General features: G+C 54.0%; 7 protein-coding genes. 4 read left to right on the forward strand and 3 right to left on the reverse strand.

All coding sequences use genetic code 11. The annotated features are described in order from the left end of the window. Position 1: 1 nt before the first annotated feature. From CWC22_RS18295 to CWC22_RS18305, 3 genes are read left to right on the forward strand one after another with little or no spacing between them, the layout of a single operon-like run. A complete protein-coding gene (locus CWC22_RS18295) occupies positions 2 to 868 on the forward strand; it encodes an isochorismatase family protein (RefSeq protein ID WP_138537255.1) in 867 nt (288 codons plus the stop codon). Then, complete coding sequence (locus tag CWC22_RS18300; RefSeq protein ID WP_138537253.1) at positions 868 to 2,190, forward strand: condensation domain-containing protein; 1,323 nt, start codon at positions 868 to 870, stop codon at positions 2,188 to 2,190. Before CWC22_RS18295 ends, CWC22_RS18300 begins: the two co-directional genes overlap by 1 nt. Beyond that, a complete protein-coding gene (locus CWC22_RS18305; protein WP_230090590.1) occupies positions 2,156 to 2,944 on the forward strand; it encodes an SDR family oxidoreductase in 789 nt (262 codons plus the stop codon). The genes CWC22_RS18300 and CWC22_RS18305 overlap by 35 nt, the downstream gene beginning before the upstream one ends. Positions 2,945 to 2,966: 22 nt before the next feature. On the opposite strand, the gene dapE is transcribed toward CWC22_RS18305, so the two are convergent. After that, positions 2,967 to 4,190, reverse strand: a complete 1,224-nt coding sequence (dapE, locus tag CWC22_RS18310; RefSeq protein WP_138537251.1) for a succinyl-diaminopimelate desuccinylase — start codon at positions 4,188 to 4,190, stop codon at positions 2,967 to 2,969. Between the two features lie 268 nt (positions 4,191 to 4,458). Here dapE and CWC22_RS18315 point away from each other — a divergent pair, with 268 nt between their 5' ends. Further along, positions 4,459 to 5,691 carry a lysine N(6)-hydroxylase/L-ornithine N(5)-oxygenase family protein gene (locus tag CWC22_RS18315; protein ID WP_125558685.1) on the forward strand — a complete coding sequence of 411 codons (1,233 nt, stop codon included), beginning with the start codon at positions 4,459 to 4,461 and terminating at the stop codon, positions 5,689 to 5,691. A gap of 228 nt (positions 5,692 to 5,919) precedes the next feature. On the opposite strand, the gene CWC22_RS18320 is transcribed toward CWC22_RS18315, so the two are convergent. Both CWC22_RS18320 and CWC22_RS18325 read right to left on the reverse strand, forming a co-directional pair. Continuing rightward, on the reverse strand, positions 5,920 to 19,035 hold the full coding sequence (locus CWC22_RS18320; protein ID WP_195879834.1) for a non-ribosomal peptide synthetase: 13,116 nt from the start codon (positions 19,033 to 19,035) through the stop codon (positions 5,920 to 5,922). 171 nt (positions 19,036 to 19,206) lie between these two features. After that, complete coding sequence (locus CWC22_RS18325; protein WP_138538872.1) at positions 19,207 to 21,327, reverse strand: TonB-dependent receptor; 2,121 nt, start codon at positions 21,325 to 21,327, stop codon at positions 19,207 to 19,209. Positions 21,328 to 21,433: the final 106 nt, after the last annotated feature.

Below are 21,433 nucleotides of genomic sequence, written 5' to 3' on the forward strand. Positions count from 1 at the left end.
GATGAGTATTCCTAAGCTATCCCATTATCCGTTACCCCGCGCTGCGGAGTTACCCGAAAACCGCGTTGACTGGCAGCTCGATGCAAACCGTGCCGCCCTGTTGATCCACGATGTTCAGCACTATTTTGTCGGTTACTACGGTGATAATAACCCGCTGATTGAAACCATGATCAGCCACATTCAGCGCCTCAAGCAATTCTGTTACGACCAGGGTATTCCGGTCTATTACACCGCCCAGCCAATCAAGCAGGGTCAGCATGAACGCGGACTACTGAGCGATATGTGGGGCCCGGGCCTGCAAGACCCGGCGCAACAGCCGATTGTCGATGCATTGGCACCAGGCGAGCAGGATGTGGTCCAGACCAAGTGGCGCTACAGTGCCTTTCAAAAGTGCGACTTTGAAACGCAACTGCGTGAGCGCAACCGTGATCAGCTGATGATAGTCGGTATCTACGGCCATATCGGGGTGATGACCACCGCGGTAGATGCCTTTATGCGTGACATTCAGCCGTTTGTGATTGCCGATGCGATTGCCGACTTCAGCCGCGATGAGCACCTGATGGCACTGAACTTTGTGGCTGGACGCTGCGGTAAAGTGGCGACGGTCGCCGAGATCCTGGGAGAAGAAACGCAGGACATCACCACACTGGAAGGCCTCAAAGCGCATATCCTGCCGCTGATTGATTGTGAGGAGGATGAGTTTGATGAACATGAAAGTCTCATCGACTATGGTCTGGATTCCGTGCAGGTGATGAACCTCATTGCCCTGTGGCAGCAACAAGGCATTGAAACCAACTTTATCGAACTGGCTCAGATCCCGACACTGGCGGCCTGGGTTGAGCTGCTCGAAGAGCGTAAGGAGGACTGATGTCCAGCGCGTTGCCATTAACCGACTCGCAACAGGCGATGTGGCTGCTGCACACCATCAGCGGCCGGGGGACACTGTTTAACGTCGCCGAGTGTATCGAGTTTCAGGGTCAGATCTCCGCAACCATGTTACAACAGGCGCTTGCCCACGTGTGGCAAAGCAGCGATTGTCTGGCGGGCCGGTTTGTCCATGACGCCAGTTTTGTGCCTCAGCTTAGCCCGAATAAGGAGGTGCCACAGATCCACATTCAAACCCAGGACACCCAGCCAGAAGACATTCAGGCTTTTGCCAATGACTTTGTTGCACCGTATATGGCACAGAGTTTTTCATTGCCCGATGAGGCCTTGCTCAAACTGACTTTGGTACGTACCCCAGAGCAAGACCTGCTGTTTATTGTGGGTCACCATTTGCTGCTCGACGGCTATGGATTTGGCTTGTTTACACAGGCACTGAACCGCAGCTATAACGCACTGCAAAAAGGCCGGGCACTGCCCAATCTGCGCTTTGGTACACAAAGCCAGTTGCTCGAATGGCAACGCAGCGAAACCTATTTGGCACGTCAGCAAGTGGCGAAAGCCACCTTGATCTCCTGGCTTGAGAATACCCCGCCCGCAAAAAGTTTTAGCACCAGTGAGGCGGATGTGACTGAGGCTAACCGCCGCCAAAGTGCGACTTTGAGCCGTGCAGACTGGCATACCATTCAGTCGGCAGCCTCCTTATGTCAGGCCGGTCATGCCGAGTTGCTGATCGCCGCCGTGTGCGCCGCGCTGGTCGCCAAATCGGGGCAGTACCATGTCACCCTGGGCATGATCATGATGAACCGCCAGCATCAGGTGGAGCTCAGCACCCCCTGCGTGCAAAGCAACGTGATGCCGCTGCCACTGGTACTGGATGCTGAGATGACCCTCAGTCAGTGCTGCCGGGTGATCAACCAGGGGATCAAATCTCTCAAAGCGCTACAGACCTTTCGGGTTGAAGAGCTCAAACGCGAGCGCAACAAGCAAGGCCTGAGCCCGCACGTATATGGCCCGACCGTCAACCTATTACCGTTTTCCAGTAACCCTAAATACGGCGCCGTTGCGTGTCAGTCGCATATTCTCAGCGCCGGCGCCACCGACGACATCATGTTGCAATGGCACTTGCTGCAGGACCAACCGGCTAAGCTGGATACCGACGCCAACGTCGCCCGCTATACAGACTCTGAGCAGCAGCAAGTGCAGACACAGATCTTCGCCGCAGCCCGCAGCTGGTCAGCACAACCGAATCGCACACTCAACTCGGTCATCAATGAACTCACTGCTGGAGCTGGATATGTCGTTTGATGCCAGACTGCAACAGGAATATCACGAGCAGATCGTGTGGATCAGTGGCGTCGGCCAGGGTATCGGCCTGGCCGCCGCACAGCGTTTTCATGCGCTGGGTGCCAAAGTGATTGGTTTTGATCGCCAGTTTAGCGATCTCAGTGTGCTGCATCGTGCCGTGGAATGTGACCTAAGTGCACCGGAGCTGCTCGCGCAACAGCTGGACAAACTGGTCGCGGAGGGACTTGCCCCATACAACCTGATCAATGTCGCCGGGGTGCTGGAGCTGGGCGACCTGGAGCAATTGACGCTGGCTCAGTGGCAGCACTGTCAAACCGTCAACAGCACCGCAGTGTTTACTTTTTTACGCGCCTGCACGCCGCATTTTAAACAGCAAGGTAAAGGCGCAGTGGTCACTGTTGGTTCCAACGCCGCTGATACCCCACGCCAGCAAATGGCAGCCTATTGCGCCTCCAAAGCTGCGGTGACACAGCTGACGCTGACAGCCGGGCTGGAGCTGGCCAACTTTGGTGTGCGTTGTAATGTGATAGCACCAGGCTCGACGCTGACACCAATGCAGACGGGCATGTGGCAAGATGAAAAGGGTGCACAGCGAGTGATTGATGGCTTTGCAGCGCAGTATAAGCTGGGGATCCCGTTGCAGAAGCTGGCCACTGCAGAAGAAATTGCCGACAGTATTGTGTTTGTGGCATCCAGCCTGTCTTCTCATACCACCTTACAGGTGATCACCCTAGATGGTGGCGCGACGTTTTAACGTCACGCCCTCATTCAAACGATTAAGTTAACGCTTCCAGCTGCTCAACCTGAGCGTCCATCAACCGCTGCGGATCAAGGCAGAACGCCTGGATCACCAACTGGTAAATATGTGCCAGATCAGAAATATCCTGCACGTCTGCCGATTCGTTGACCTGATGGATATTGTCGTTCCTGAGGCCAAATTCAATCACCTGAGTATGGCTGGAGGCAATGAACCGCCCATCAGACGTACCGCCATCTGTGGTCAACACAGGCACCTGATCCACCACCGCCTCTATGGCATTGCAGATCAAGGCGACGAATTCATCCGCCTGATTAAAATAGGGTGCGCAGGGACGTTGCCACTCAATGTCGTAATTTAAATCCAGATCCAGCAAAATGTCGTCGATCATGCGCTTTAACTCCGCCTCATTAAAGCGGCTGCTGTAACGAAAATTAAAGCAGACATCACACGCGCCCGGCACCACATTGTCAACAAACTCACCACTGTTGAGCTGCGTAACCTGAAACGTGGTGCCTGGCATCTGTGGTGTGCCTTTATCCCATTCCAGCGCCAACAAGCGCTGCAATAATCGCGCGGTGTGATGGGTGGCATTATCACAGTTATGCGGATAGGCCACATGGCCCTGACGGCCATAGACCCGAATATGCGCAGACAAGGATCCACGACGACCAATTTTGAGCACATCACCCAACGTCTTGCGGCTTGAGGGCTCACCAACCAGACAGTAATCTGGCAGATGATCAACCCCTTGCTGCTTAAGGTAGCTCATCAGTGCGACGGTGCCATGCTCTGCCTCCCCTTCTTCATCACAGGTGATCAAAAACATCAGGCTGCCACGTGTACACTGCGCCAGGATCGATTCAACGGCGGCAATAAAACAGGCAATCGCGCCTTTCATATCCGCAACACCACGACCATAAAGTCGACCATCCTGAATATTGGCTGCAAAGGGCGGGCTTTGCCACAATTCCATCGGACCTGGCGGCACCACATCCAGGTGTCCGGCAAAAGCCAGTGTTTCACCCGGGCCAAATACCTGTTTGGCCACCAGGTTACGGACCCCCTGACGCGTCACTTCATGACAGTCAAACCCCAGCGACTGCAACTTGCGAACTAAAAAGCAAAAGCTGCCGGCATCGTCCGGGGTAATGGATTTATAACGCACCAGTTTCTGAGTCAGTGCAATGGCCTGTTCACTCAATATCGCACAGCGTTTCAGAGCCGTTCCGGCAACTTGCATATCGCTTTACCCATTCATTCTTAGTTATTGAAATTGTGGACAAAAGTAAAACCTTTGCCCCAGTTGATTAGCTAGACGAGCTGGTGGGTAAAAAATTCATATTAATCGGTGGGTTTTTGCTCTGGATCAAGGCGTTTTTTTTCTCTGTGGTTTGTTGTGATTTCCCCCGACTCAAGCCTAAAGAAACCCCCGTAGCCTTCGTCCTTAAGGGCAAGAAACACTATTTCACGCAGCTATGCGTGTGGTTAAGGTAATCAAAGGCAAAACAATGAAACTATACGACGTGATTGGGATTGGATTTGGTCCCGCCAACCTGGCCCTGGCAATCGCCCTTCAGGAGCAAAACAAACTGAGCGATCGAGTCTGCTTTATCGAAAAGCAACAGGATTTTCTTTGGCATGGCGGCATGTTGCTGGACAACACCACGATGCAGATCTCCTTCTTAAAGGATCTGGTCTCGCTGCGTAACCCTACCAGTCACTTTAGTTTTATTAACTACCTGCACCACAACAAACGCCTCGACAACTTTATCAACCTGAAAACCTTCTACCCATCAAGACACGAATTTAACGATTACCTTGGCTGGGCAGCCAGTCATTTTCGTGATCACTGTCATTTTGGTGAGCAGGTATGTGGCGTAGAGCCGGTGTTACTGGACGGTCAGGTTGATCACCTCAAAGTGATCAGCCGCGACAATGAAGGTCAGCAAAGTGTCCGCCTGACCAAGCACCTGGTGGTCAGCGTGGGTGGCTCGGCGAAAGTGCCTGCTCCGTTCAGCGCACTTCAGGATGCCGATAACGTCTGGCACTCATCACAGTATCTGCATAATAAGGATAAAGTGAAAGACGGTGATCGCGTCGCCGTGATCGGTGCCGGCCAAAGTGGCGCCGAGATCTTCGCTGATCTGGCCGCGATGAACGAGCAACCTGCTGTGGATATGATCATGCGCGCTGGTGCGATGAAGCCGGCCGATTCCAGTCCGTTTGTTAACGAGATCTTTGATCCCAGCTTTACTGACGTGGTGTTCAGCAAGTCATCTGAACAAAAAGATCGTTACTTCAATGAATTCCGCAGCACCAACTATTCAGTAGTGGATGAGCCACTGATCGACCACATTTACGCCAGCCTCTATCAACAGAAGCTTAACGGCACAGATCGACTGGCTATTCGCAACCGCACCAGTGTTAATGGTGCCAGCATCAATGCCCAGGGCAAAGTGGTACTGGAACTGGAAAGTGTCCATGGTGTCAGCCAGGTTGAGTACGATCAGCTGGTACTGGCCACGGGCTACCAGTACCCAAGCCGTTCGCCTTTGCTTGAGCAAGTGAGTGAGTGGTTGCAACCTAACATCACGCGCCAATATCAGCTCGAAACCAGTGAACAGTTCAAGCCCAAGATCTTCACTCAGGGCGTGAATGAGCAAACCCACGGGATCAGCGACTCGCTGCTGTCTATTCTGGCAGTGCGCTCCGCTGAGATTGTCGACGCGCTCGAGCTATAATCTCCCTGCAAACGGGCTTCCATCGCGAAGCCCGTTTGCTTTCTCCACCCCCTGTCCCACCCCTGCTGTGCGACTTTCCTCTTTGTTAATGTTCTAAATGCGCATTCTTTAACACCGTTAGCGTGATACTTACGCTTTCAATTTAAACAGGTATTTCAGTGCAATGGGTATGCTCTGTAAGGCATAAAAAAACCGCTTTACAGCGGCTTTTAAAGGTGTGCGGGAGGATTAGTCCCGCAGAGTAAGTTTGGCTATCAGGTCACTCTGAACTGCCGCTGCACGAATGATCTGCTGGTGATCATCTTCTGTGTGAGTCGCCGTCACTGTAGTACCCAACATGGTTTGATAGGCCGCTGTCGCAGCAGGCTCAGCATCCGTAGACCACCAGGCGTGCGCCCGTTCGGCCACGCCTTCCAGCATATAATCCGGCTGACTCTCTGCCGGCTCCATCCGGGCCAGTCGATACAGCTCATACCCATCGGATAGCAGTTTGCAAAGTTCCTGTTCAGGCAGCAGTAGCAACTCTTCGTTGAACAAGTCAGCAAAGCGAGTGCGATGTGCCACCAGCCAGGCTGCCAGCGTATCGGCATCCTTCAAGTCTTGCTGTAAAGCGGCAGTGAGCTCAGCCACAAACGTCTGATGCAATGCCGTGTCGACCGGCTGAGCAGATCCACCGATCCACTCCAGCGCCCAGTCTGACCAACTCAGCTGCGTGGCGGCAAAGTCACTACACGGGTTCCAGCTGTCCACCAGATATACCTGACGGACAGTTCGTCCCCGTGCTTTCAGCATGCGGGCCACCAGCACCGCCAATGCGCCACCCAGTGACCAGCCCATCAAATGGAAATTCCCGTGCGGCTGCGCCGTCATGAGCGCCTCAGCGTAATGCCCGGCCAGCGCAGTCAGGCCATTAATGTCTGACAGATTCGCCGCCGGGGCGACCCCAACGCAGTTAAACTGACCCGTGAGCTGCTCGGCCAGCGGGCGGTATGGTGCAGTCAGGCCATTCCCTTCATGGAAGCAATACAAGGTCTCGGCATTGTCCGTGTGCGTGTTCAGCGGCTGCAACACAGAATTATCGTCGTTTTGCATAGTCGCCACCAGCGCCGCCAAATCACTCGCCTGCCACAGTTGCTTCAGTGCCAGCGGCTGCTCGCTGCGCTGCTGCCACAGACTAATCACTTTCAGCCCGGAAATAGAATCACCACCCAGCGCGAAGAAGTTATCCCGACGCCCGACCTGTGCCACACCCAGCACACTTTGCCAAATCTGTGCCATCAAAGCTTCACTTTGATTATGAGGTGCCACATAACTGACTTCACTTTGTAGCTCAGCCTTCGGCAGGGCCTTACGGTCTATTTTGCCATTGCTGTTCAGCGGTAAATCGCTCAGCGCCATGATCACCGCAGGCACCATATAATCCGGCAGACTGGCCGTCAGCATGGCTTTGAGTACGGCTTCATCGGGCAGTTCGCCCTTATGGCCACTGACATACGCCACCAGGCGCTTACCACTGGGCGTGTCATCTGCCACCACTACGGCCTGGCGTACTTCCGAGCACTTGCGCAGCAGGGTTTCAATTTCACCCAGCTCAATCCTGAAACCACGAATTTTCACCTGATGATCGGTACGGCCCAGGTATTCCATCAGCCCCTGATCGTTCCAGCGCACTAAATCGCCGGTACGATATAGGCGGCTGCCATCGTTGGCAAACGGGTTGGCCACAAAGCGCTCGGCGGTTAGGTCAGGACGATTCAGGTAGCCCCTTGCCAGACCGATCTCTTCGGCCAGATATAACTCACCTACCTGTCCTGGCAACACCAGATTAAGATGACTGTCGAGCAGCCAGGCCTGACGCTGGCCAACCAGCTCACCGATGGGTGCATAGACGGCATCAAACTCACTGCCCGGCAAAGCTTTCCAGGTCAGTGGCGTGACCACCGTTTCTGTCGGGCCATAACCATTGATGAAGAAGTCGGGTTGCAGCACACGCTGAGCCAGCTCAAAAGTGGCCTGCGGCATGGCATCGCCACCAAAACAATATACCCGGACCGGCGGCGGGTTGCCCACCTGCTCAACATGGGCCGCCAGTTCACGCAGGAACACCGGTGGGAATACGGCAATAGACACCTGCTGCTGATGCAGATTCTGATAGGTTTCGTGTAAGTCCCACTGGCGCTCAGGGCGGATCACCACAGCCGCACCATGAGTCAATACGGTCAACCAGCGCTCATGTGCACCATCAAAACAGAACGACATAAAGATCAGCTCGCGATCACTTGGACGCATTTCATAACGTCGACCAATGCCACGACAATGTGCCGCGATAGAAGCCCGGCTGACCAGCACCCCTTTAGGATTGCCCGTCGACCCCGAGGTATATATCAGATACGCCCCCTGCGCCGGACATACCACTGGCTGCTGCCATTGTTCACTCAGTTTAATGTCAGTAAACGGGTGCAAAGTGGCTGAACCGGCGATGCCGTCAAGGCTGTTATCACTGACCAGAATATGGGCCATCTGGCTGTCCTTGATCATATAGGCCAGACGTTCCTGCGGATAACTCAGATCCATCGGTACATACACAGCCCCAGCTTTAAGAATGGCTAGAAAGGCCAGTGGTAAATCTATGCCTCGCGCCAGTGCCACACCGACGCGCTGCTCAGGCTGGACGCCCTGTTCGCGCAGATAGTGTGCCAGCTGACTGGATTTGTCTGCCAGGACTTTATAGCTGTAGCTGCGACCATCACAGATCACCGCGTCAGCATCTGGCGTTAGCTCTGCCAGGCGGTTGATCGTTGACACCACATCCTGGTATTGCGTTGCCTCAGGTTGAGGCACTTCACCGCCTGGTAAATAAATGGGCTCGACAGGCCCCGGATGCAGCGGCGTAATGGACTCACCAAAGCCCAGCGCCTGCAACGCCTGTTGCTGTGTCTCACTGACCAGTGAAAACTCAGACAAACGCGCCTGTGGTGTCTGTAACATAGCCAGGATCAGTGTTTTGTACTGTTCCGCGAGCGCTTTTACCTCGGCTTCGGCCAGCTCGCTACCCTGATAGCTGAAGTGCAGTCGTAGAGTGTCTTCCTGGATAAAGCTGATGGTCAGCGGGAAATTGGTTTCTTCACGGTCTTCTAATACCTCAAAACGCGTCTCACGTGCTTCCTGTTGCAACATCGCTTCGTCAATTGGGTAGTTTTCAAAAACCAACAGGGTATCGAACAGACCTTCACGGCTGAGTTCAAGGGACTGTGCTGCCAGCTTTTGAATTTCATACAAGGGTGTGAACTCATGCTCACGCACTGCCAGTGCATTAGTTTGCTGCACTTGCAACCACTCATTCAGCGACTGGGCAGGGTCCACCGACGAGACCATAGGCACCGTATTGATGAACATGCCCTGGATGGCGTCATGACCGGCCAAATCGTTCGGCCGGCCTGAAGTCGTAGCACCGAAGCACACGGTGTCGCGGCCCAGGTAACGACAGAGCAGCAGCGCCCAGGCGCCCTGCACTAAGGTATTTTGCGTGATACGATGGTCCTGACAGAAAGCCACCAACTGCGTAAATTCAGCCTCTGACAGGCTCACATCAAAGCCACCGAACTGCCCATTTTTAGGCTTAGTCAAAGTACCACTGAGGTAGCTTGGCTCATGCAATCCTGCCAACTGTTGCTGCCAGAAAGTGCGGTTTTGCGCCTCATCTAACTGTGATAAATAACCAATGTAATCGCCGTACTGACCCGCCACCGGCGGCAAGGTTTGCCCCTCGTAAGCCATCAGCACCTCGCCCAGCATGGCAGCGCGGCTCCAGCCGTCAGTCAGGATATGGTGCATGGTCCAGATCAGAGCGTGGCGACCATCTGAGAGCTCGATAATACGCATTCTGCTTAAACCAGGGTCACGTTGCAGATCAAACCCGCGACGCGATTCCTGTCTGGCAAATGCTTTCAGCGCCGCCTCTGAGACCGTTTGATTACGCCAATCCACGATCTCCCAGTCCAACTGAGCTGATTTAGCAACATACTGCAAAGAGATGCCGTCGACATCGATAAACCCGGTACGTAATGCGTCATGGCGTTCAATGACCTGCTGCCAGGCGGATTTAAAGCGCGCCACATCCAGGCCAGTGACCATAAAGCAGCTCTGGTTAATATAGGTTTCGCCCCCCTGATAGAGGCTCTGGAATAACATACCCTGCTGCATCGGTGACAAAGGATATAACGTACTGACGTCATCAAGTGCCAGGGGCAAGCTATCTATTTGCGCCTGACTCAGACCACTGAGCGGCAGATCAGATGGCGTAAAGGTCGCCTGTGCCACTGCACACTGAGCCACTACCTCTTCCAGGGCACCTTGCAGATGCGCCGTGAAGATATCAATCTGCTGTGCAGGCAGTCGTTGTGGCGCATAGCGGATCAACACCTGTAACTGACCATCGGTGACTTGCGCTGTGATAGACAGCTCAGTGTCCATTTCATAATTCGGGTCCCAGGCCGTACCGGTGGACTCAGTAGCAGGCCGCCAGCCAGCTTCTTTGCTGGCCACGTTATCGAGCTGACCCAGATAGTTAAACTCTATCTCAGCTGGCGTCTGTGCCGCCAGTTCGCTGCGTTGCGAGGCACTACCGTAGTAACGGAAAGCACCGTAACCAATCCCTTTGTTCGGGATGCTACGTAACTGTTCTTTGTTGTACTTAATGGTGTCAGACAGCTCAGGCTGGCGTGTCAACAACACCGGGAACAGGCTGGTGAACCAGCCCACAGTGCGACTCAGATCAACCTCATCATTCCATGGCTCACGGCCATGTCCTTCGAGGTTAATCTGATGCTCAGTTTGTGCCGTCCAGCGGTATAAGGCTTCGCTCAGAGCACTGAGCAACAGATCATTGACCTGAGTTCGATAAGTCTGTCCAGCCTGGGTCAGCAGTGCCGTAGTCGTTGCAGTATCGAGTGTCAGGGTAGATATATCCGCAGCCTGATACTGGCGACTGCCCGCCGGGTTCAGCTCAGGGAAACGGGTCTGCGGCGTCGCCATTTCCTGCCAGTAGGCATATTCAGCCGGATGTGACGAGGCATAGCTTTGGATCTGCTGTGCCCAGAACTGATAGCTGTGACTTTTTGCGCCCAATTGCGCTTGCTCCGACTGCCACAAGGTAGTCAAATCTTCCAGCAAAATGCGCCAGGAAACCCCATCGACCGCTAGGTGATGGATCACCATTAATAAGCGCGCAGTGCCGTCGTCAAGACTCACATGCACCACACGTAGCAGCGGGCCATTTTCCAGCTCCAGACTGCGCTGCGCCTGCTCGGCAATGTCAGTCAGTTCACTGATTGAAGCACGCTGATACCAGATGCTTTGCGCCGCCATATCGGCACTGACATCGCGATAACTTTGTTGCCATTGTCCTGCTGCATCACGGACAAAGCGCAGTCTCAGTGCGTCGTGCTGTGTCAGCAAAGCAATGACATGCTGTGTCAGCTGCTCGGCGGCCAGCGGTGTCGCCAATTCTAGCATCACCGCCTGATTCCAGTGCTGGTAGCGCGCCATGTTACGCTCAAAGAACGCATGCTGAATAGGCAGCAGTGTCACCTGACCACTGACATTCTGCTGTGGTAAATCATCAGCATTGTGCTCAGTCATCAGCGGGGCTAGTTTGGCCACCGTCTGTAATTCAAACAGCTGTTTTGCCGTCACTGAAAAACCAGCCTGACGCAGCCGAGCAATAATCTGCAGGCTCAGGATAGAGTCGCCACCGAGTTCAAAGAAATTATCATCCCGGCCAACCTGAGCAACACCCAGCACACTTTGCCAGCTCTCGGCAAGTAATTGCTCGGCCTTGCCCTGTGGCGCAACATACTGCGCGGTGCTGTTCAGCTCAGGTTTCGGTAGTGCTTTACGGTCGATTTTACCATTGCTGTTCAATGGCAAAGTATCCAACACCATGATCACAGCCGGCACCATATACTCTGGCAGTTGGGCTGCCAACTCAACCTTGAGCGCGTCGACCGCCAGTTCGACGCCCGCTTCGCCCGATACATACCCCACCAGACGCTGTGTCGCGCCATCGCGGTCGGCCACTATGACTGCTTCCCGGACGCCATCAATGGCGTACAAAGCCGCCTCAATTTCGCCCAGTTCAATACGGAAACCACGAATTTTCACCTGATGGTCGGTCCGGCCGAGATAATCCAGCTGACCTTCGCTGTTCCAGCATACTAAGTCGCCACTGCGATACATGCGGCTGCCATCATTGATAAACGGGTCGGCCACAAAGCGCTCGGCGCTCAGATCGGCACGATTAACATAACCCCGTGCCAGTCCTGTACCGGCAATATAAAGCTCACCAGCCACACCCGGTGGGCACAGGTTCAGTGCCCGGTCGAGTACATACAAACGGATCCCCGCAATCGGCGCACCAATCGGCACTGGCAACGCCGGATCGCCGTGACAGGTAAAGTGACTGACATCTACCGCCGCTTCTGTCGGGCCATATAAATTATACAGCTTAGCCTGGGGCAATTTGCTCAGCGCCTGTGCCTGTACCTCGCTGGGCAGGGCTTCACCACTACACAGAATTCGGCGAATGCTGGTCGCGGTATGCACCGACTCATGGCCAATAAACGCCTGCAACATCGAGGGTACAAAGTGCAAGGTGGTGACGCCAAAATGATTAATGGTGTCGAGCAGCTGGGTGCTGTCTTTGTGCGCACCCGGCTCGGCAATCACCAGCTCCGCACCGTACATTAACGGCCAGAAGAACTCCCACACCGACACGTCAAATCCGAAGGGGGTCTTTTGCAGCACTTTGTCGTCTGCGCCAATCGGATAAGCCGACTGCTGCCAGGCGATACGGTTGTAAATCGCGCTGTGCTGATTACCCACGCCTTTGGGCTTACCAGTCGAACCTGAGGTGTAAATCACGTAGGCCAGCTGAGTTGCCGGGATTTCGTGCGCAGGTAACTGCGAGGGATAGTCTGCCAATGATAAACTTTGATAGGTGATGCGCTCAGCCAAATCACTCAGGCTGTCCAGACGCGTCAGAGAGTCATCGCCTAAGAACAGCGATAAACCACTGTTGCTGGCGATATAAGCAATGCGATCCAAGGGCAGTGACGGCTCCAGCGGTACATAGGCCGCACCGGCCTTCACCACTGCCAGAATGCTTATCACCATTTCCAGGCTACGTTCAAACACCAGCGCCACTTTGTCTTCTGCACCAATGCCCCGGGCATTCAGGCAGTGCGCCAGTTGGTTAGAGGCCTGCTCCAGCTCAGCATAAGTCATGCTCTGCTGGGCAAAGCGCAGCGCCACCGCCTCGGGCGTACGCACACTTTGTTCACTGATCAGTGTCGTGATTGGACGCTGATAGTCAAACGCCGGGGTGCCTGTGCCGGTATCCAGCAAGGCGCTGCTCTGTGACGCATCCTGCAACTGCAACAAGGACGCTAACGGTTCCTGTGCAGCGTCCATCATAGTCAACAATAGGGTTTTAAACTGGGTCGCCAGAGCACGGACATCCGCTTCGGCCAGCACGCTGCCCTGATAGCTGAAGTGCAGCTTCAGAGTCTGCTCCTGGATAAAGCTGATGGTCAGCGGGAAATTGGTCTCTTCACGGGCATCACACACCGAAAACTCAGTTGCCTGCTCATCCTGCGGCAATGCTGTCGTGATTGGATAATTTTCAAAGACTAATAAGGTATCGAACAGCCCATGTTGGTCCAGAGTCAGGTGCGTCGCCTGCTTCTGGATCTCATACAGCGGCGTAAACTCATGCTCTCGCCCGGCCAGGTTGGTACCCTGCAAGGTTTGTAACCACTGCGCCAATGTCACTTCAGGTGCTACTTCAACCACCACGGGCATGGTATTAATAAACATCCCCTGAATGCTTTCATGGCCCGTCAGCTCGGTTGGACGACCCGAAGTTGTAGCACCAAAACACACCGCTTCACGGCCCAGATAACGGCTCAACAAGAGCGCCCAGGCGCCCTGCATCAAGGTATTCGCAGTCAGGTGGTACTGCCGCGCAAAGGCATTCAGCGCGGTATTTTGCGCGTCATCCAGCTGCACATCTAAGGCAGCATGCGCGCCGCTTTGTGGGGCTTTAAACGCCCCGCTTAGGTAGCAGGGCTCTTCCAGCATGCCAGTCTGCGTTTGCCAGTAAGCTAGGTTTGCCACCACGTCCTGTTGCTCAAGGTAAGCAATATAATCGCCATACTGAGCCTGCGGTTCGGCCAGTGTCTCGCCGTCATACATACGCAGCACTTCGCCCATCAGAGCAGCACAGCTCCAGCCATCGGTTAAGATATGATGAATAGTCCAGACAAAGGCGTGGCGCTGAGGCGCCAGCTGCACCAGTACAAAGCGCTGCAACCCGGTCTCGGCGTCCATCGCAAAACCCTGTTGGCGATGCGATACGCTCAGTTCAGCCAGCTGACGTTGCTGCTGCGCGCTATCGAGGTGCTGCCAGTCCAGAGTTTCCCATACCGGCTGCACGGTTTTGCGCACAAATTGCAGTGGCCGGGGGTCCAGACTCAAAAAGCCACTGCGTAAGGCATCATGGCGGGCGATTGCATTGAGCCAGGCGGCTTTAAAACGTGCGACATCTAATCGCTTGATCTCTAAACTGGTTTGATTGACATAGGCCTCGCCTTCCTCCACCAGACTGTGGAACAGCATACCTTGCTGCATCGGTGACAAAGGATATAAATCGCTGAGCTCAGCGGTGTCGAGTGGTAGCTGATCCAGCTGTTGCTGATCCAATCCACTCAGCGTCACATCACTGGGCGTCAGACAGCCATGAGTGTCGCAACAGTGTGCTACCAGCTGTACCAGCGCCTCATGCAGATGCGCTGCAAAGGCTTGCATATCGGCCTCACTAATACGCTCACGGCCATAGCTGATAGTCAGCTGCAAGGCCCCGTTACTGACCTGACCATTGATACTCAACTCACTGTGTGGCTCATAGTCCGGGCTGAATGACGCGCCACTGTGCTCACTGGCCAGACGCCAGGGCGAATCGCCCTGATTGAGGGTGTTGTCGAGCTGACCCAGGTAGTTAAACTCGATCTGGCCCAGAGGCTGAGCGGTTAACGTCGCCTGTGCATGCGACTCACCATAGTATTTCAAAGCACCGTACCCGATGCCTTTATTCGGCACGCTTCTGAGGTGCTCTTTGGTATGCTTAATGGTCTCTGACAACGCATTTAAACGCGTCAGATGGACCGGATATAAGGTAGTAAACCAGCCAACACTGCGGCTGAGGTCGGTGTGTGCATCCCAGGGTTCGCGGCCATGGCCTTCGAGGTTGATCACTGCCTCCTGCTGACCCGTCCACTGATAGACGGCTTCACTCAGAGCACTTAACAACAGCTCATTGACTACAGTACGATAAGGCTTGCCTGCTTGTTGCAGCAGACGCTCTGTAGTTGACTGTTCCAGCGTCACACGCACTTCGGCACTGTCTGCCAAGCGTCGGCTTCCTGCTGGGTTTAACCCTGGAATAGTCAACTCCGACGACTGTTGTTGTGTCCAGAATGCCAGTTCCTGCGAATTCAGGCTGGCGTAGTCCGCTACCTGCTCGGCCCAGTACTGATAACTGTGGCTCTTGCTGGCAAACTCGCAAGCCTGCTGCTGCTGCGCTTGTGCATAACCACGCGCCAGGTCATCCAGCAACACCCGCCAGGAAACCCCATCTACTGCCAGATGGTGGATCACCAGCAGCAGCCGGGCGCTGCCATCACTGAGTGTCATGTGAACCACACGTGCCAGTTCGCCGGTTTGAATATTCAGGCTGCGTTGCGCCTGCTCAGCCACCGATGTGATCTCAGCACTTGCCACATTGCGCTCCCAGACACTGGCCACGGCACGCTCGGCATCAAAAGGCAGATAACGCTGCTGCCACTGCCCTGCTTCGTTTCGGTTAAAGCGCAGTCGTAATGCATCATGATGTGCAACCAGGGCCGACCAGACCTGTTGTAGTGCCGCGCCATTCAGCGGCGCGGCCAGCGTCAATAGCAATGCCTGGTTATAGTGATTTTTGTCGCTCAGACTGGTCGCCAAAAACTGCTGCTGAATGGGTAACAGCGTCACCTCACCACTGACTTGCTGCGCAATCCGCTGACTGGCAGGCAGCTCAGTCAATGCAGGTGCCAGCCGGGCGATGGTGTGCAGTTCAAAAATTTGTTTCGGGGTCACCACCAGGCCATGCTCGCGCAAGCCACTAACGATTTGCAGACTCAGGATAGAGTCGCCACCGAGTTCAAAGAAGTTGTCCAGCCGTCCTATCTGCGCCTGACCCAGCACTTTTTGCCATACCTGTGCCAGTGCCAGTTCGCGCTCACCCTGTGGCGCTTCATAGGCCACGCTCGATTCATTATTGGGTTTTGGCAGCGCTTTACGGTCGATTTTACCATTGCTGTTCAGCGGCAAAGTATCCAACACCATGATCACAGCCGGCACCATATACTCTGGCAGTTGGGCTGCCAACTCAACCTTGAGCGCGTCGACCGCCAGTTCGACGCCCACTTCGCCCGATACATACCCCACCAGACGCTGTGTCGCGCCATCGCGGTCGGCCACTATGACTGCTTCCCGGACGCCATCAATGGCGTACAAGGCCGCCTCAATTTCGCCCAGTTCAATACGGAAACCACGAATTTTCACCTGATGGTCGGTCCGGCCGAGATAATCCAGCTGACCTTCGCTGTTCCAGCACACTAAGTCGCCGCTGCGATACATGCGGCTGCCATCATTGATAAACGGGTCGGCCACAAAGCGCTCGGCGCTCAGATCGGCACGGTTAACATAACCCCGTGCCAGTCCTGTACCGGCAATATAAAGCTCACCGGCCACACCCGGTGGGCACAGGTTCAGTGCCCGGTCGAGTACATACAAACGGATCCCCGCAATCGGCGCACCAATCGGCACTGGCAACGCCGGATCGCCGTGACAGGTAAAGTGACTGACATCTACCGCCGCTTCTGTCGGGCCATATAAATTATACAGCTTAGCCTGGGGCAATTTGCTCAGCGCCTGTGCCTGTACCTCGCTGGGCAGGGCTTCACCACTACACAGAATTCGGCGAATGCTGGTCGCGGTATGCACCGACTCATGGCCAATAAACGCCTGCAACATCGAGGGTACAAAGTGCAAGGTGGTGACGCCAAAATGATTAATGGTGTCGAGCAGCTGGGTGCTGTCTTTGTGCGCACCCGGCTCGGCAATCACCAGCTCCGCACCGTACATTAACGGCCAGAAGAACTCCCACACCGACACGTCAAATCCGAAGGGGGTCTTTTGCAGCACTTTGTCGTCTGCGCCAATCGGATAAGCCGACTGCTGCCAGGCGATACGGTTGTAAATCGCGCTGTGCTGATTACCCACGCCTTTGGGCTTACCAGTCGAACCTGAGGTGTAAATCACGTAGGCCAGCTGAGTTGCCGGGATTTCGTGCGCAGGTAACTGCGAGGGATAGTCTGCCAATGATAAACTTTGATAGGTGATGCGCTCAGCCAAATCACTCAGGCTGTCCAGACGCGTCAGAGAGTCATCGCCTAAGAACAGCGATAAACCACTGTTGCTGGCGATATAAGCAATGCGATCCAAGGGCAGTGACGGCTCCAGCGGTACATAGGCCGCACCGGCCTTCACCACTGCCAGAATGCTTATCACCATTTCCAGGCTACGTTCAAACACCAGCGCCACTTTGTCTTCTGCACCAATGCCCCGGGCATTCAGGCAGTGCGCCAGTTGGTTAGAGGCCTGCTCCAGCTCAGCATAAGTCATGCTCTGCTGGGCAAAGCGCAGCGCCACCGCCTCGGGCGTACGCACACTTTGTTCACTGATCAGTGTCGTGATTGGACGCTGATAGTCAAACGCCGGGGTGCCTGTGCCGGTATCCAGCAAGGCCCGAGTTTGTGCGCTTTGCAGCAAGGAGACATTATTAACAGGCTGATCTGGGTCACTCAGGCAGGTATCCAGCAAAGAGACTAGCTGTGTCAGACATTGCACCGCAAAATCCGCATCATACAACTCACTGGCAAACACCAGGTTCAGGCTGGTGCCATCAGTGATGTCTTCAATCACATCCAGTTGCAAGTCAAACGGCATACCAAAGCGGTACATTTGCGTGCCAGACAAGGTAAGTGACTCAAGCTGGCTAAAATTACGCTTGTCACGGCGCAGGTAATTAAACATCACCTGGAAAACCGGATGCACACCGCGCTGTCGCGCTGGCTTTATCGCTTCAACCAGCTTGTCGATTGGTAAGTCCTGGTTACTCTGCGCCACCCGGCTCATTGCGGTATTCTTTTCCAGTAATTGTTGAAAACTGTCGCTGTCACCCACCAGGATTGGCATCACCTGAGTATTAACAAAATAGCCCACCACGTTTTGCGTTTCACTGCGGTGACGATTAGCTATAGGTACACCCACCCGAATATGCTGCCCACCACTGAGCCGGGCCAGTAAGGTTTGCCATGCCGTCAGTAAAATCAGATATGGGGTAATTTGATATTGCGTTGCCATTGCGCTGATCTTTTGCCACAACACCCCTGGCACCGGGCGGGTTTCAAAGCCAACCTGATAATTCAGGTCATGGCGCTGGTGGTCGCGGGCCGGCAGTCTAAGGGTGTCATCGGTCTCCACTAAGTGTGGCAACCAGTTTGCCAGTTGTGTGGCAAATAACTCGGAGCGTTCCTGCTGTTGCTCCCATTTAGCAAATTCTAAAAAGCCCGGTACCGGAGTCCGATCGGCTGTGCCTTGTGCACCATACAGCGCAACAAACTCATCCAGCAATTGCTGCATCGAGGTGCCATCGGTAATGATGTGATGCATAGTCACGATGAGGCTGGTTTGCGTGCCCCGGGTGGCAATCGCAATGCGCAGCAAAGGCGCCTGGCATAAATCGAACGGCTGCTCCACAAAGGCACGGATCGGATCGTCCGGCTGTTCGTCGTGCACCGTCAGTTCAGTCACGTCCAGTTGCTGATATTGACCATCAATCTGATAGACCTGCTCAGCGGCTTCAACAAATCGAATACGTAAACCAGAATGTTTAGCCAGCAGCACATCGAATGCCTGTTTCACGCGCGATGGCTGCAACTGGCCATCAAAATGTAAAGCGCCAGCCAGGTTGTAAGACGCATCTGCCGGGTCCATTTTCCAGGCATACCACAAAATCTGCTGTGCGGCAGTCAGCGGCACCTGCTCACCGGGGGCTACACTCACCGTCAGTTGGCCGGTCGTTTCCGAGGCCTCAGAAATACGGGCCTGCAGGCGTTGTTGATCTTCACTAGAGAGGGACGAAATGGCGCGATTTCTTCTGGTACGTCTTTGCTGTGACATTCTGGCTCCACTGCAGTCAGCTAAATTGGGATTCTAAAATATGACTGCAAGACGAATGGCGGTGGCAAAAATCCACCTTGAAGGGGAAATTTTTCCAGCGTGGCGAAGGAAGGGAAAGTGCCACACTGACAGGCCCGGGCGGCTGTTATTCCAGCCCGGGCTGCACAGGGATTACAGCGTATAGCTAAAGGAGATCCCTACCGTTCTTGGGTCGCTTAAACGCGCGTAACGGAATTCACCTGCAAGGTGTTTATATTGCTCAGTCATGCCGTCATGACGCTCACCACGTAGCAGGCTTTCATTATCAAAGGCGTTGTTCACGTAGGCATTAATGCGCCATTGCTCAGTCACGTACGCTACAGAGAAGTTAACCTCGGTATAATCACCAGCTAAGTGAATATCCTTACCACCCAGCTTACTGTAATACTCGCCGACATAGTTACTACGAGCAGTCAGTTGTAGCTGCTCAGTCAGCCAGTACTCGGCGCCAAACCCCAGAGTGACGTCTGCCGCCATAGGCAAGTCCAGGCCTTCGGAATCTCGGTTTTGCGCATTGGCTTCGTCGATGTTGCTGTCCAGCAAACCCAGGCTAGCAGATAAGGTCAGATCCTCGGTTACTGCCAGGCGCGCTTCGGTTTCCAAACCATAACTTTCAACCTGTGCCAGATTCAGCACTTTACTGTCTCGCGCATCACCACTTGGACCACGGCCTAGCAGCTGGTAATTAGAGTAATCGTTATAGAACAGGTTCGCTGATACCGACAGTTCGCCGTCCAGCAGCGTGGCACGTGCGCCCAACTCAAACGTATCGACATATTCCGGCTCAAAGGTGTAATTGGTGCGCGTAAACCAGTGGAAATCACCGCCACCAGAGGTATAGCCCTTTCTGAAGCTGGCGCTTAGCGTCGTGGTCTCGCCCAGGTCGTGCAACACTGCCAACTTAGGTAAGTAAATGCGGTTATCAACATCAATGTCAAAACGCAGACCCTGAGGCCCTAAACCAAAACCATCAAAGATCCTAAATTGTGATTCGTCGGTCACACGACCACCAGCGACCAAGCGCGTGGTGTCAGTTAATGCGAAGGTCAGCTCACCATAAATGGCCTTTGAGCTGCTGTCGTCCGTGCCCTGATACCAGCTTTCACGGAAAAATGCTTGATCGCGCTCGTTATGATAGTAGCCAAGGTAGCCGCTGATGCCCGCATCGCCGTCATAAGAAATCTTAGCATCATAAGTGCGCCCTTCTTCTTCCATACGCACAAACCAATAGGTGGGATATTGCTCAAAGATATAACTGTAATCGGTATCTGATACCATCAGTTCAAAGTCAAACTGACTGTTGATCTCATATCGGGTACGCAATGACCAACGCTTATAATCCGACGTTTTGTCTCTGGCACCAGACCCCAGCGCAACGAACAGGCCGGTTGCCGGGTTACGAACCCGTTCGTAACCGACTACCCAGTCTGAAATCGGTGCAATTTCAGGCCCTTCAACGGTCCAGTCGCGCTCACCTGTGTCTTCGCTGTCCACATAATGCAGTAACATGTCCAGGCCCTGTATGCCAGCCGGCTGCCACTTCACTTTAATATCTGCACGGGTACTGTCATAAGCATTTGGATCAAATGGGTAGCCCTGATCGTATTGGAAAGTGTGATGCAGATCGCCTACAACGCGCTGTACACTGGCACGCACGCCAAGCTGATCTTCCAGCAGTGGGATAGATACCACACCTGCCAGCTCACTTTGCTCGTTCAGATCGGAATAACCTACTCGCACACCCGCTTCGATATCGGTCAGTGAAGGCTCTTTGGTTTTGATATAGACCACACCCCCGCTGCTGTTACGACCACTGTTAGAAGACTGTGGACCACGTAACACTTCGATCTGCTCCACATCCCACAAACCCAGATCGCCGCTGACTTTTGCAACATACGGCTCTGCCACGCCATCGCGCATAATAGAAATACGTGGCTTTGCGCCCGATGAAAATGACCCAAACCCTTGCGATACACCCTGGCCTTGCTGACCCCGAATGGCTGGTAAGCCACCTGTCACGACCACGTTTGCAATGCCCTGCAAAGCATCCAGGTAAGAATTAACCTGACCACTTTTCAGTTGCTCTTCATCGATCACCGCGATGGAAGAAGTGGTATCTTTTAGTGAATTGCGACTATTCTCACCATAGACCACGATCTGTTCAATCGATTTGACTTCAGCGTCATCGTCGGCCATAACGGCTTGTGACACGGCAAGGGCGAGCGGCAGAATGCTGTATTTGAGTTTGTTCATTATTTCATCCTAGTTGTATTTCCGACAACCAGACGAAGCAAAAATCAGCAAATTTAGTAAAAATAATAATTATTATCAAAAAGATAATGTAACTGTCACAAACTGG

It is taken from the genome of Pseudoalteromonas rubra, assembly GCF_005886805.2.
Taxonomy (GTDB): domain Bacteria; phylum Pseudomonadota; class Gammaproteobacteria; order Enterobacterales; family Alteromonadaceae; genus Pseudoalteromonas; species Pseudoalteromonas rubra_D.